This window comes from Acinetobacter sp. ANC 3781 (assembly GCF_004331285.1).
In the GTDB taxonomy this organism is placed as follows: Bacteria; Pseudomonadota; Gammaproteobacteria; order Pseudomonadales; family Moraxellaceae; genus Acinetobacter.
Genome location: NZ_SJOH01000007.1, coordinates 14,991 through 29,023, shown reverse-complemented (window position 1 = coordinate 29,023; position 14,033 = coordinate 14,991). Strand labels below are relative to the sequence as shown.

General features: G+C 40.0%; 13 protein-coding genes. 9 read left to right on the top strand and 4 right to left on the bottom strand.

Going from position 1 to position 14,033, the window contains the following annotated elements; all coding sequences use genetic code 11:
* Positions 1–28: 28 nt before the first annotated feature.
* Positions 29–424, bottom strand: coding sequence for a DUF3144 domain-containing protein (locus tag E0H89_RS06695; protein ID WP_131215716.1), 396 nt, complete (start codon positions 422–424; stop codon positions 29–31).
* 108 nt (positions 425–532) lie between these two features.
* On the opposite strand from E0H89_RS06695, the gene E0H89_RS06690 reads away from it, so the two are divergent.
* Positions 533–1,165 (top strand): hypothetical protein, encoded by a 633-nt coding sequence (locus E0H89_RS06690; protein ID WP_131215714.1) that lies wholly within the window; start codon positions 533–535, stop codon positions 1,163–1,165.
* 33 nt (positions 1,166–1,198) lie between these two features.
* Here the strand turns inward: E0H89_RS06690 and E0H89_RS06685 are convergent, their stop codons facing one another.
* Positions 1,199–2,659, bottom strand: coding sequence for a CYTH and CHAD domain-containing protein (locus tag E0H89_RS06685; protein ID WP_131215712.1), 1,461 nt, complete (start codon positions 2,657–2,659; stop codon positions 1,199–1,201).
* A 172-nt stretch (positions 2,660–2,831) separates the two neighbouring features.
* Entirely contained in the window at positions 2,832–4,292 is a 1,461-nt protein-coding gene (locus E0H89_RS06680) for a CYTH domain-containing protein (RefSeq protein ID WP_131215710.1), read from the bottom strand.
* 272 nt (positions 4,293–4,564) lie between these two features.
* Between E0H89_RS06680 and E0H89_RS06675 the strand changes: the two genes are divergently transcribed.
* From E0H89_RS06675 to E0H89_RS06660, 4 genes are all read left to right on the top strand, one after another.
* Positions 4,565–4,948 carry an Mpo1-like protein gene (locus E0H89_RS06675; RefSeq protein WP_131215708.1) on the top strand — a complete coding sequence of 128 codons (384 nt, stop codon included), beginning with the start codon at positions 4,565–4,567 and terminating at the stop codon, positions 4,946–4,948.
* Between the two features lie 579 nt (positions 4,949–5,527).
* Positions 5,528–6,148 (top strand): thiamine phosphate synthase, encoded by a 621-nt coding sequence (gene thiE / locus E0H89_RS06670; RefSeq protein WP_131215706.1) that lies wholly within the window; start codon positions 5,528–5,530, stop codon positions 6,146–6,148.
* A 39-nt stretch (positions 6,149–6,187) separates the two neighbouring features.
* On the top strand, positions 6,188–7,489 hold the full coding sequence (gene hemL, locus E0H89_RS06665; RefSeq protein ID WP_131215704.1) for a glutamate-1-semialdehyde 2,1-aminomutase: 1,302 nt from the start codon (positions 6,188–6,190) through the stop codon (positions 7,487–7,489).
* A gap of 77 nt (positions 7,490–7,566) precedes the next feature.
* A complete protein-coding gene (locus tag E0H89_RS06660; protein WP_131215702.1) occupies positions 7,567–7,986 on the top strand; it encodes a GlcG/HbpS family heme-binding protein in 420 nt (139 codons plus the stop codon).
* 353 nt (positions 7,987–8,339) lie between these two features.
* On the opposite strand, the gene E0H89_RS06655 is transcribed toward E0H89_RS06660, so the two are convergent.
* Positions 8,340–8,957 (bottom strand): trimeric intracellular cation channel family protein, encoded by a 618-nt coding sequence (locus E0H89_RS06655; RefSeq protein WP_131215700.1) that lies wholly within the window; start codon positions 8,955–8,957, stop codon positions 8,340–8,342.
* Between the two features lie 164 nt (positions 8,958–9,121).
* Between E0H89_RS06655 and E0H89_RS06650 the strand changes: the two genes are divergently transcribed.
* The 4 genes from E0H89_RS06650 to E0H89_RS06635 all read left to right on the top strand — a co-directional run bounded on the left by E0H89_RS06650 (position 9,122) and on the right by E0H89_RS06635 (position 14,008).
* Complete coding sequence (locus E0H89_RS06650; protein ID WP_131215698.1) at positions 9,122–9,832, top strand: phosphopantetheine-binding protein; 711 nt, start codon at positions 9,122–9,124, stop codon at positions 9,830–9,832.
* A gap of 129 nt (positions 9,833–9,961) precedes the next feature.
* Positions 9,962–10,606: an RluA family pseudouridine synthase gene (locus tag E0H89_RS06645; RefSeq protein WP_131215696.1), complete on the top strand. Its 645-nt coding sequence runs from the start codon at positions 9,962–9,964 to the stop codon at positions 10,604–10,606.
* A 144-nt stretch (positions 10,607–10,750) separates the two neighbouring features.
* Positions 10,751–13,588, top strand: a complete 2,838-nt coding sequence (gene rapA / locus E0H89_RS06640; RefSeq protein WP_131215694.1) for an RNA polymerase-associated protein RapA — start codon at positions 10,751–10,753, stop codon at positions 13,586–13,588.
* Between the two features lie 153 nt (positions 13,589–13,741).
* Complete coding sequence (locus E0H89_RS06635; RefSeq protein WP_131215692.1) at positions 13,742–14,008, top strand: PAAR domain-containing protein; 267 nt, start codon at positions 13,742–13,744, stop codon at positions 14,006–14,008.
* The last annotated feature ends 25 nt before the right edge of the window (positions 14,009–14,033 follow it).

Sequence of the window (14,033 nt, the reverse complement as noted above, 5' to 3'; positions counted from 1 at the left end):
AAGCCCTTTCGGGCTTTTAATCACATGATCAGTGTTTATGATCATGGTCATGCTTATTGGCATGAAATTCTTCGTTATGACGGAAGCGAAGATAGTTTTCAAACTGTTCGCAATATTCGTCATAGTTGTCTTCGAGCATCATTTGGAACTGCTGCATGATGTAAGACATGACCTGATCTTTGGCATCACGCATTTCATTACCATCTTTAAAGTTGTTGGCAGCTACCCAGGTATTAAAGCGGGCAGTAGCAAACAACATTGCAGCACTGACTTGACCGCGCATTTCCGCGGGCTTGACTTGTGAACCTTTTTCAACACGACAAAATTCATTTGCTTGTTTGATAAATTCATCAGCACGTTCAAAAAAAACAGCATTTAACGCTTCTTCTTCGGTGACATCTGTTGCTTCAATCTTTTGAACCATGAACTTTTCCTGCAAAACGATCTAATGGCATATTATAGGCAAAGCCTTGCAGAAACTAAACCTTTGGATTAATCTAAAAATAGCCTAAGTATAAAAATGGATAATCCAATGCAAGATGCTATTGCGGTACAAAGTCTAAAAAGTGACATCGCCTTATTGCGTCAAAATATTTGGCCACCTGTAAATTTGGCCAATGTGGAAGGCCTGCCCATTTATTATGGTTCCCAGTTAGAAGTTGAAGAATATTACCGTCAATGGACGGGCTTGATTGAAAGGGCGCAAGATCTATTTCAACCCTTTATGGAAGATGAAACACTAGATGCGGTTCATTTACCCAGTCATTTAAACTTACCGTTATTTTATTTTCATGTAGATCGCATTCGGATTAATAAAACCCGTGCCAAAGAGTCGAAGACTTTTCGTGGCATCGCCAGCCTGATCGACAAATGTGGACAATATGAGCCAGAGCAAATTCAGGCCATGAAACTTTGGTTAGACAGTGATGACACCGCTGCCTTGGTTGCACACCGTGAATTTATTGATTTGCGTACCTATGTGTTTCAGCATGGGCAAAGTGAATACACACGCACCCGATTTTATGTGAATGGCATTGTGTTAAGTACAGAACCGCATTTTGAACTGGTAGATGCACGAGACAAGCCGCGTAAACAGCGCAATGACAGTTATAGCGATCCATTGGCAGATAACAATACTTGGAAAGTCTTTGGGAAATATCGCTAATCGTGGGTGATATTCACCAGAGTTATCTTGCTCTTACCAGAAAGTGTGGGTTTTAGAATACGTATCTAAATGCTGTTGAGCTTGTTGCAGGGTATATTTTTTTTCACTCGCAATCCAGCCTAAGGCAAACCACACTTTTTGTTTTTGTTTGACTATATTTTGAAACATGTCTTCAGCCACAATTAAATCATTATATTGACCCAAGCTTTCTTGTGCCGGTTTTAAATCTTTCAGATAACGTTTTACATCTTTGCTCGGATAAAGCGAAGCAACAAACTCGATGCAATAACGTAAGCGTTTGACCCGTTTGCGGGTACGATGTTGTGATTCAATATCCAGTTCTAAAAACTGATCGGCATCCTTGCAGATTTGTTGATGCAATTTCTGAAGTTTTTTTGCTATATCTTTTTTTAATTTGGTTTTTTGCTTCTTTGCGCAAGGTTGATGCACGAATTGCAGTAAAGCTAAGATCAAGTTGACCAAGTCTAAAGAACGTAAAGACTCATCAATCGGAACAGTGTTTTCTTTCGCGACATTAGGAAGTTGCACGAAAGGTGCTCCAGCTGCTTCAAGCTGAGGTAAAAGTCCTTCGCTTAAAGCATCACGGTCTCGGGTTGAACCAAGTTGGCGAAACAAGGTTGTCAGCTGTTCTTGCCATTCAGGATCGACCTCTGTTGACCAGTCAGCAAAAATGCGTAAGGCACTTCTTAAACGGCGAATCGCGACACGTGTTTGATGTACATGTTCGCTATTGTATTGTTCAGCTGCAATAGCCGTTGCATTCGGCAACAGATGTTGCAAGGCATTGTTGACGATCTGTTTTAATGCACTATCTGTTGAGCCTTGTTGATTCAGTTGTAGGGGAATGGCAAATTGAGCAGGAAAAATCTCTAAATTTTGTGCGAGTAAATCTCCACGTTGCGCTTTGCTTCTGACATCCAGCCATAAATGATATTGTTTAATCCAAGGTTGAATAAATTTGATTAAGTCTTTTATAGGGCCTTGTTTAAGTTCAAATTCAATCTCGTAAATGACTTGTGTTTGATCGTCATGACGGATCTCACCGCGATCTAAACTGACTTCAATTTCGGCCTGATTATAATGCACCAGATAGACCAGACGTTTTACCTCTGTTTCAAATTGCTGGCTTAAATTTTTGACCTGTTTGCCTAATATGTGGTGCAGTAATTTTTTTGCTTGAGGGTTGGATTGATAAATCTCAAGATCTAAAGCGGGACGATCTAACTCACCTAAATCAATTTCTAACTCAAAACGTTCTAAATGGTGCTCACTCGGAGCTTTTAAGGTTTGTATCCAGTGCGTGTCTTCAAGACGCTGACGCAATGAGATTTTTTTCTCGGCTAGATGCCGTTCTGGCGTGTCGTAGTATTGTGCATATAAAGAAATCGGACGAGCGTTTTTGGACAAAAATAATTGATAAATTTGTTTTTGATGCGATAGCGGGATCTGAAATTTTAATTCTACTTCGAGCATGTTAAAACTCCTGACGCTTTACAATCAAAGTTGTTATGACATTTGATTGTAAGCCAGACTCGCTAAAAGAGTAGAAGTGTTTTGCTTAAAAATTCATAAAGCATATTGCAAGATATTTCATAGCAATTGTTGAAATATCCTGTCCTACGCTTTAATTTTTGAATTTCGTCTGTTATTTAATGAATTTGCGACTCACTAAAAATTGTTCTGTCGCTTCAAGTAGATTCTGTGCATAAACTTCTTGTTTGGCAGTCAACCAGCCCAACACGAACCAGTCACTGGCTTCAAGCTCAGTTTGTTGAATATAATCCGCAGAGGACGCCAAAATCTGATATTCACTTGCGGCAAGTTGCGCATCATTTAACGCTTTACTGTATTTCTGCAAATTTTTGACATCATAAATTGAGGTCAAAATAGGGAAGCTAAATTTCAATTCATGAATTTTAGTGGCTAATTTATCCAGACTCTCAAAATCAGTAATCTCTGCACTGGTTAAACTGTCTTGCAATTGCTTATATTGATTTTGCAGTGTGTTTTGCGCAAACCATTTTAAATCGTGAGATTGAGCCTGTTCCTCAGTGTCCAAACTAAACATCAATAATTCTAGATAGTGATGCACGTTTTGTGTTGAGCGAACTAAATTAGCCAACTTTTCTTTGGCATACAGAATATCTTTAGTTAAATTTGATGCAGTATTGGGGTTCTGTAAAAAAGCGTCCAAAGTCGTTTGCATATGTTCTAAATGCTGTAAATGATCAAATTGCTGTTTAAATGCTCCAATTTGCATGGCCCATTTATCTGAAACTGACTCATTCCAATCTTTAAATAATGATAACGTTAAATTCAAATGATCTAAGGCAATTTGCGCTTGCTGAATATGTTCTTTTTCAGAAACCACCGCTGAAATAGCGGCAATATTAGGCAGTAAATGCTGTAATTGTTGAGCAATAAGAAGGCGTAAGTTTTTATTGGCTGGATCTTTTTTGCTTAACGTAAATTCTTTAGCTGATTTTGCCGGACTAACTTTTTGAGTCATCGCCAAAAGATTACCGATTTCGGCTTTACTACGAACATCGAGCCAGAGTTGGTATTTTTTAACCCATTCAAAGCTAAATGCCAACAGTGATTGTACAGAACCTGATTTAAGTTCAAATTCAACTTCATGCATTTCACGCTGTGCAGTTCCGGTGCGGACTTCACCCACATCTAAACTCACTTCAATGTCAGTCTCTTGGAACTGGATCACACGAAAGGTGCGTTGAATATCCGTCTCAAATTGTAATTTAAGTGGCTCTTGTGAGTTCTGCAGAGCATTTTTTAAGATTTGCTGCGCTTCAGCATCATGTTCATAAATACTTAAATCAAGCTGTGGCGCCTGTTCAAGTTCACCCAGATCATAATTATGCTCGAAGCGGTGTAAGTGGCTTTTACCGGCAGCTTTCAAGGTTTGAATCCAGCGAGTCCCTTCAAGTCGTTGTCTTAAGGCCACACCATGCTGTGAAAGTAAGCGCTGCTCAGTGTCATAATATTTTGCTTTAAGTTGAATAATTTTCGATTTTTTAGGATCTAACGCTTTCAGTAAAGCATTACGTCTTGCTTCAGGAATTTGAAATTTTAATTCAACTTCGACCATGATCTTTCATCCTAATTTTTTGACGTTATTTCAGCAATGAAATGCGTCAGCTTTACGGTACAAATGCGTTATGAAATCTATTCTTTTATAGCGCTAAACTTGTATTCTGAATTTTAAGTCCCCGATTGTAACGAAAATGATTTTTCATGTAAGACTTGACGAAGCAATTCTTAAGTAATTGCTTTGGAAATGAACAAAAACTATTAGCAAACTAAGCTTTTATTTGTATAAAATATGCGCTAACTTAAATAAAAATACTCTGGATTATGACAATGAATGGACTTGTAAAGCTAAACTTCGAACATCATCGAGAACCGGAATTTCAACTTCCGATTCAGAACTATCATGAATTTTACCGTTTTTATTTGACTGAACACCGTAATATTAGCAGTCGCCGTTTGCATGTATTTGGAAGCAGCGTCGGGGTGTATTTCTTTAGCAAGGCCATTCGCCAAAGAAAACCAAAATATTTGGCTTATGGTTTATTGTCCGGCTATGCCTGTGCATGGGTAGGACATTTCATGTTTGAAAAGAATAAACCGGCCAGTTTTAAACAACCCCTATATAGTTTTATTTCAGACTGGCGTATGTTATCTGATGTGTTGCGGGGAAATTTAAGTCTAAGGGATCGTTCAATGGATAAAATTTCAAGTTAATGAATGAAACATTTTTTGTGGACGAAAGTTGCTCTATCAAAAAACCAAATTTTACCTTAAGATAAAATAATACAGAATTTGACTGACTCGTGCTTGCAAAAATATAATGAATATTTTATTAATGGTTCTGTACTTATTCAATTAATTTCTCGGATTGAATAAATTTGTAATCTTAAGTTTTCCAAGCCTAGAGCGACCTTTCTCTAGGCTTTTTTTATTGATTTATTTTAGTAGAAGTTGATCGTGCAGCGCAAATAAAGTGACTCTCTCTAATCCTTTGCTTCCTTAAGCGTGTTTTTCTCACCAAGAATGATAAAGTCAGATGGTCGTTCCAAATTTTATTTTTACATTGTATTGTTGTTTATCGGTATTCTGTAGATTGATTAACCCGTTTAATACCTACATGAGCTGTCACTAAACATAGGTATTTTTTCACTTATTCCGAAAAAAATGCGTTGGTTATATATTTTTAGATTTTTACGAATTTATTGATTTTATCTTTATGAAAATAAGCCGGATACGCTGAATCTTGCTCTTGATATGCCTATAATAGGGCAGTTTTAGTTTTGGCAGTTTGTTATGCGCGGTTTATATCTGATTACCAATGATGACCCTATAGAGATTTTATTGGCGAAGTTAGAAGGTGCAATGGCGAATGGCGGCATTGCGGTCTTGCAATACCGTCGTAAAAAAGTCGCTAAAGACGATCAACTTTATGAAATCGAGTATATGAAAGCCATGTGTGCTGAATACGGTGTGCCTTTCGTGATTAATGATGATCTTGAAATGGCCGTCAAATACGGTGTGGGTGTGCATTTAGGTCAGGATGATGGTTCTATTGTCGAGGCAGTTGCGCGTTTGCCTCAAGGCGTGTTGATCGGTCGCAGCTGTAATAACTCCCTTGATTTGGCTGAACAGGCAATTGCAGAGGGTGCAAATTATGTAGCATTTGGTGCGATCTATGCTACCCACACTAAACCTGAAGCAGGAAACATTGGCTTAGAAACCTTAAAACTGGCCAAAGAAAAACTGAACGTACCCCTCTGTGCGATTGGCGGTTTAACGGTTGAGAACTCCAGCGAAGTCATTGAATCCGGGGCGGATTATTGCGCAGTAATTAGCGACATATTGGGACTTCCTATGCATGCCATTCCTGAGCGGTTAGATGAATGGTCTGCACTTTTTCAAGCTACCGCATAAAATATTTTTGATTGATTTAATTTTTAGTCGAGTGCCTTCATGAGCTTATCTCCAAAGCAAGAACAATTGTTTAAACAAGCCAGCAAACATATTCCAGGTGGGGTGAATTCGCCAGTACGTGCATTTAATGGGGTGGGCGGTACGCCTGTATTTATTGAAAAAGCCAAAGGCGCATATTTGTTCGATGTTGATGGTAAACGCTATGTCGATTACGTAGGTTCATGGGGACCGATGATCTTGGGGCATGCGCATCCGGCAATTATTAACGCCGTTCAGGATGCTGCGGTTGATGGTTTAAGTTTTGGTGCACCAACCGTACATGAAACTACATTGGCAGATATTATCTGTGAAATTATGCCGTCAATTGAATTGGTTCGCATGACCAACTCAGGTACGGAAGCGACCATGACCGCGATTCGTCTAGCACGCGGTTATACCGGTCGTGACAAGATTGTAAAATTTGAAGGCTGCTACCACGGTCATTCAGACTCACTTTTGGTTAAAGCAGGCTCAGGTATGTTGACCAGTGGTGAAGGTGAGGCGACTTCGGCGGGTGTGCCTGCTGATTTTGCCAAGCATACGCTCACGCTTCCATACAATGATATTGCGATTTTAAAAGAATGCTTCGCGAAATTTGGTTCTGAAATTGCTGGTGTAATCGTTGAGCCTGTGGCAGGAAACATGAACTTGGTGAAACCAATTGATGGTTTCCTGCAAGCCATTCGTGATGTATGTGATGAACATGGTTCAGTGTTTATTATTGATGAAGTGATGACTGGCTTCCGTGTCGGTTTGGGTGGCGCACAGGCTCACTATGGCGTAACACCTGATTTAACTACGTTGGGTAAGATCATTGGTGCCGGCTTACCTGTAGGTGCTTTTGGTGGTAAACGCGAAGTGATGGAATGCATCGCGCCATTGGGTAAAGTGTATCAAGCGGGCACATTGTCTGGTAATCCACTGGCGATGCGGGCTGGTATTGAAATGTTCAAACATTTACGTGCCGAAGGCTTCTATGAGAATTTAACTGCACAACTTGCTAAGTTACTTTCAGGCTTAGAAGTAGCGGCGAAAGAAGCAGGTATTCCGTTTAAGACTCAACAAGTTGGTGGTATGTTTGGTTTGTACTTTACCGATCAAGAAGACATCACCAGTTTCGATTCAATGTTGAAATGTAATGTTGCTGCGTTCCGTAAATTTTTCCATGGCATGTTAAGTCGTGGCGTGAACCTTGCACCATCTGCTTTTGAAGCTGGCTTTATTTCAGCTGCGCATAGTGATGAAGATATTGCTTATACGATTCAAGTTGCCAAAGAAACCTTTGCAGAAATGAAAGCTTAATATTTAGAGTTTACATTAGATCAGGCCCGAATTCGTTCGGGCTTTTTTATAGGGATTTTGAAAAGGGAAAAAGACGAATGCAAACCAAACATTATTTGACTTTAAGCGATGCTGAATTTTTATTAAATGAAGCTCATCAATACGCTATTCAAAACAGTTTCAATGTCAGTATTGCTGTGGTGGATGAAACAGGCACTTTGCTTGCGGTGAAACGTATGGATGGTGCAGCGCCAATGACTGCAAATTTGGCAATCGAAAAAGCCAAATGCTCGGCAATGAGCCGTCGTCCTTCCAAGCTTTTTGAAGATATTATCAAAGGCGGTCAAATGGGCTTTCTGACCATGGATAGTTTCTCAGGAATGTTGGAAGGTGGTGAGCCAATTATGTATCAAGGGCAGCTTGTTGGAGCAATGGGTGTGTCAGGCGTGAAATCCTTTGAAGATGCGGAGATTGCTCAACAGGCGATAGAGAAGTTTTTAGCGCAGGTTCAAGGATAAAACTCATCTTTAGCTTTTCGAAAACTAGAGGGAGAAATTAGATCTTAACTAAAATTAAGGCATAACATGAAACTTGAAGAATGCCTAACATCCAGGCATGAGAGATAATCATTTTTTTTTTGATCTACTGTTTAAATTTAAATTCATTATGGTTAGTGTGTAGAGGGATATTTTAAGTCCAATTTTGGACTTTTCCTATTCACCTACACACGAGATAACCTCGTTTCAAAGCTACCCCAACTGCTTGGGGATTTATTCCATAAAAATATAAATAATGCCTTAGGAAAGGTTGTTGAACTTAAATAAACTGCCTCTAATAAAACTAGGATGGTTCGCTTTAGCATTTCTAGAAATTATTTTGATTTTAACCTTATTGTGGGTAAATTTAACCCGTAATACAATGAAATCAGACGAATTAGAGTGCAGGTAATTATTGCAATCCAGATACTATAAGCAGATGAAATAACACCACTTGAACCTAGAACCTCGATTGCAGCGCCTATGATTGCCGCACTTGCATAGATTTCCTTGGTAAATATAATCGGTGTACGTCCACATAAAACATCCCGTAAACACCCACCACCGACCGCACTCATACAGCCCATGATAATTGAAAGTTGTACGCTACCGGTATGTGCATAAGTCTTATTTGCCCCAAATGCGGCAAAAAATCCCAATCCCAAGGCATCAAATAATAAAGAAGCTTTATCTAAAGAAAAAACTATATGTTGAAATAAAATACTTAATAGAAATGCTAGGAAAATTGCAAAGAAATATTCTTCATTAATGAGACCTGAAGGAGGGGTGGCGGAAAGACATAAATCTCGAAGAACACCTCCGCCAATTGCCGTGATCGCCGTTAAGGAGAATATCCCAAAAATGTCATATTTTTTCTCTATACCCAGCATTGCTCCACTTAAGGCGAAAGCAAAAGTTCCAACTAAATCAATATAGTGAAGTAAAATATCCATAGGCTTTAAAAATTATTATATTTCATAAATTTACTGTTTATTTTGTGTGTTGGACAGATTTTTAGAATGTTTTTAATCTTACAGCGTTAATCAAAAACTTATTAACTTATACAATTTAGGCTAGCATACAGCAATGTTGCAATATGCTAAATAGTAGTTTTCCCATGCTGTATCCCATGCCCAAAAAAATTCAACTTGCTCCATCTCAAGCCAAATGGCAGCTTGCTGCTGCACATTCAGTATTGGTACTTGTTGGATTACAAAATTTGCGGATGCTTCAAGGCATACAACACAGCGACCTGATGAATAATCTAATCCAGATCAGCAATAAAGCCAAAGCCTTAGATATTCCAATTGTTGATTTGTATGGGGATGACTTAATGCAGGGAATGCAACAACTCGGTGAATATGCATCATCTCATCCACAACTGATTTTTGCTGGGCAGGTCACGCCGATGCTGAAACAGATTTTACCGCACCTGCAAAGTGTGACTGAACAGATCTGTGTGGTTGATGATGCAATTTTATTGCCAAATCAAGATCAGCATATACAGTGGATAGAAAATATCTCGGCACAAGGTTTGCACCACATGAATAGTTATAGTTTAGCTCGGCTGTGGGATTTAAGTGCACCGTCAAATTATGTGCTTTCAACCAAGGGGATCATGCTTGCCGTTGCAGAGCAGCTGAATATGGATGCGCTTGAAATTGATCCTTATATCGATTTGAAACAATACGGTCTGGATTCTATCACTATCGTCACTTTGGTCGGAACTTGGCGTGCGCATGGTGCAAATGTGAGGTACGAAGATATTGTAGAGCATGCTTCTTTACATGATTTGGTGGGTTTTATATTGCAATCCGCACGTTCATAACGCGAGATTGAAATAATTTTTGAGCAAAATCGGAAAATCCGTCGCCAATTGTAGTATTGCGCATTGTAATTCTGCGCCAAGCTTTCTATCATTGCCGGCTTGTTTTCGCGATCAGCCTGGGATTGAACATTGAGTAATTTTCTAACCGAACACCTGATACATCGTGACGAAGATTTTATGGTGATCCATAAACCTGCAGGTGTACTCACCGTTCCCGGTAAAACTGAAGATTTACAAGATTGCGTGATCAACAGATTATTAAAAATAGAACCGAAAACTTTACTGATTCATCGTCTGGATCGTGATACTTCAGGTATTTTGGTTTTTGGTCTGACTAAATGGGGGCAAAAAACCATTTCCCGTCAGTTTCAGGAACGCCAAACAGAAAAAACCTATCAGGCCGTCGTTGCCGGACATCTTGACGGCGAAGGTACGGTTGATGTCCCGGTCATTTACGATCCTGAACATCCACCTTTACATATTGCTGCTCCCAATCATAACAAGCCTGCACTTACCCATTGGCAAGCCATCGAACATTTTGAAATTCAAGGGCAGGCGGTAACGCGTGTCAAACTTACTCCCATTACAGGTCGTTCACATCAGCTTCGTGTACATATGCAGTATCTCGGTCATCCGATTGTGGGTGATACCTTGTATGCTACACCAGAGCAGCAACAGTTGATTCCTCGACTGTGCTTGCATGCTGAACACTTGAGTTTTTACCATCCTCAAACAGAGGAACGGGTGGAGTTTTATTATCCTGTTCCTTTTTAAGGTAAAAACTTTTTAATCGTCATCGATTTTGCGCACTTTTTAGTGGGCTTTATGTCAAAATATATTGCTTAAAGACCTATTTTCTTGCTCAAATACTAAACAGGTTTTGATCTGGAAAATAAGTGTCCTCATTTTTAGATAAAGGTGGAAAAATTGCATCAGTTTGCTATTGGTCAGCGTTGGTTATCGGATACAGAAACAGAGCTTGGATTAGGGGTTCTCATTGATGTAGATGAACGATCGGTTAGCATCTTATTCCCGAAGAGTGATGAAACACGTGTTTACGCACGTAACAATGCACCTTTATCACGTATTGTTTTTAATATTAAAGATGAATTGCAGGATCAGGAAGGCACAAAGTGGCTGGTTGAGTCTTTTGAAGACCGTCATGGCGTGGTGCGTTATAACGTAATCCGTACCCTTGAAGATGGCACTGAAGAACGTAAAGCTTTAAACGAAACCCGTGTTGGTGCACATATTCAGCTTTCAAAACCGCTGGACCGTTTGCTAGCCAGTCAGGTGGACTATAAAGAATGGTATGACCTTCGTATTGAAGCCTTGATGATGCAAGCCAATATGAAATCCAGTCCATTGCGTGGCATGATTGGGGCACGTGTTGGTCTGATTCCCCATCAGCTGTATATTGCACATGAAGTCGGTCAACGTTTTGCGCCGCGTGTTTTACTTGCCGATGAAGTAGGTTTGGGTAAAACCATTGAAGCCGGCTTGATCATTCACCAGCAGCTTAAAACTGGTCGTTCAGAACGTATTCTGATTTTGGTTCCAGATTCACTGCAATATCAGTGGATGATTGAGATGCGCCGCCGTTTCAATCTTCAATTCTCATTATTTGATTTAACCCGTACTGCGTCTATTAAAGAACATGATCCAGATTTAAATCCATTCTTGACTGAGCAATGCATTATTGCCAGTGTCGATTTAATGGTCGATCACGATGATTTGCGTGAACAAGCATTAGAAGCCGGTTTTGACCTTCTTGTCGTAGATGAAGCGCATCACTTGATGTGGAGCGAAGAAGAAGGTGGGAATGACCGTTACGATCTGGTTGAAGAACTTGCTGAAAAAACCCCGGGTGTATTATTGCTTACCGCAACACCTGAGCAGTTAGGGGTAGAAAGCCATTTTGCCCGTTTACGTTTACTTGATCCGCAGCGTTTTAGCTCACTCAATCGTTTTCTGGATGAAGAAGAGCAATATCATCACACCGCAAAAATTGCTGAAGTGCTGATGTCAGATTTGCCTTTGGAACCAGCTCATTTAGCTGCGATTGAAGGATTGCTAGGGCATAGCATTCAGGATGAGCCAGAACAGCGTTTCCGTGCCATTCATGAATTGCTGGACCGTCATGGTACAGGCCGTATTTTATTCCGTAATACCCGTGAAGCGATTCAGGGTTTCCCGGGTCGTGACTGTCAGCCTGTTGCTTTACCTGCACCTGCAAACTGGTCGAAAGACGGCAAGCTGCGTGAACAAATGTGGCCTGAAGAAGCACAGCTGGATGGCACGTGGATGGAGCATGATCCACGTGTGATGTGGCTGATGGAAATGCTGCGTACCGAGCTTAAACATAAAAAAGTATTGCTCATCGCGCGTAGTGGTCCAGTAGTCGAAGCTTTGGAAAATGTACTTCGTTTACATGCCGGTATTCGTACTGCCATGTTCCATGAAGGTATGAGTCTTTTAGAACGTGACCAAGCTGCGGCTTATTTCGCTGAAGATTCTTATGGTGCACAAATTTTACTATGTTCGGAAATTGGTTCAGAAGGACGTAACTTCCAGTTTGCCTCTGATCTCATCCTATTTGACTTGCCAGCGAATCCAGATGTTTTAGAACAACGTATTGGTCGTTTGGATCGTATTGGTCAGGAAAATCGTATTCAAATTCATGTGCCTTATTTAGCTGGCACAGCGCAAGAGCGTATGTTCCGTTGGTATAACGAAGGTTTAAATATTTTCAGCAATATTTCACCCGCTGCCCAAACGCTGCAAGAAAACTTCATTGCCAAATTAAAAGATTGTTTATTGTCAGATTTAGGGCAACAGTTTGAAGATTTGCTTGAAGAAGTCAGCGTGCAGCGTGAAGCCTTGGAAGCTGAATTGCAGGAAGGGCGTGACCGCTTGCTTGAATACAATTCATGTCGTCCAATTGTGGCGCAAGAAATTGTTCAAGCGCTTGAAGACTATGATGACAACACTACGTTGCCAATGTTTATGAAGCGCTTCATGGCATCGACAAATATCGATTTTGACGAGCAAAGCAATGGTACGGTAATCATTAAGCCAACTGATCAAATGCAGGTTCAAGGTTTGTCTTTAGATGAAGAAGGCATGACTGCGACTTTCTATCGTGATCAGGCACAAGTTCGCGAAGATGCACAGTATTTAACGCTTGAACATCCATTCACTGAAAGTGTGATGGAAATGATTAACACCCAGTCATTTGGTAGCACCAACGTCGCACTGTTAAAATCGAATGCCTTGAAACAGGGTTCTTTATTGTTAGAAGTGTGGTTTAAAGTGGATGTGATTGCACCAAAAGCATTGAATCTACCTTCAAGTTTGCCACAACAGTTAATTCGCGTATTGCTCAGCGAAACAGGACAGGACTTATCTGCCAAGATTGATCCGAGTATTTTAAAACCGTATTTGCATCATTTGGATAGCAATAGCTGTCGTCAGGTGGTGAAAGCCCGCCGTGATGTGATTGAGCAGCGTTATGCACAGGCGCTTGATCTTGCTAAAACAGCACTGCCAAACTTCAAGCAACAAGCCAAAGAAGTGTATGGCAATAAATGGCAATATGAAATTGACCGTTTAACTTACTTGAAGCAATTTAATCCAAGTATTCGTGAAGACGAAATTGCACGCCTGCAAAAATTTCAATCAGAAGGCATTAGCTTGCTTGATGGTTTATCGGTAACACCGGAAGCGATTCAGGTGTTGGTTGTAGTTAAACCGTAATTTCAAAACTTGTTTAAAAAAGCATCTTCGGGTGCTTTTTTATTGCTTAAAATTCTCTAGGTCTTATTTGTGTGAACAATGGAAGATTAGAGCTTGGAATTCATCTCATGCTAAGATGGCGCATAAATTTTATAAATAAAATTAGAAAAAATTATGGCTAAATCTTTAGTGACTCTGGGGTCTTCGACCACACATGGCGGCATTGTATCCGAATGCGAAAATACATTTATAATCAATGGAATTGCAGTGCATTTGCATGGGATGAAACATTATTGTCCCCAATGTCACGCAGTGGTGTCTGCAATTGCCAGAGATCGATCTACAATTGTGAAAGGACGGGGAGTGGTTATTGCTGGAGATAAAACGACTTGTGGGGCAACTTTTCTAGGCAATCAATTTCTGGTTATTTCACAGAAATAATGGTAATGCATTGAAAAATATTTTT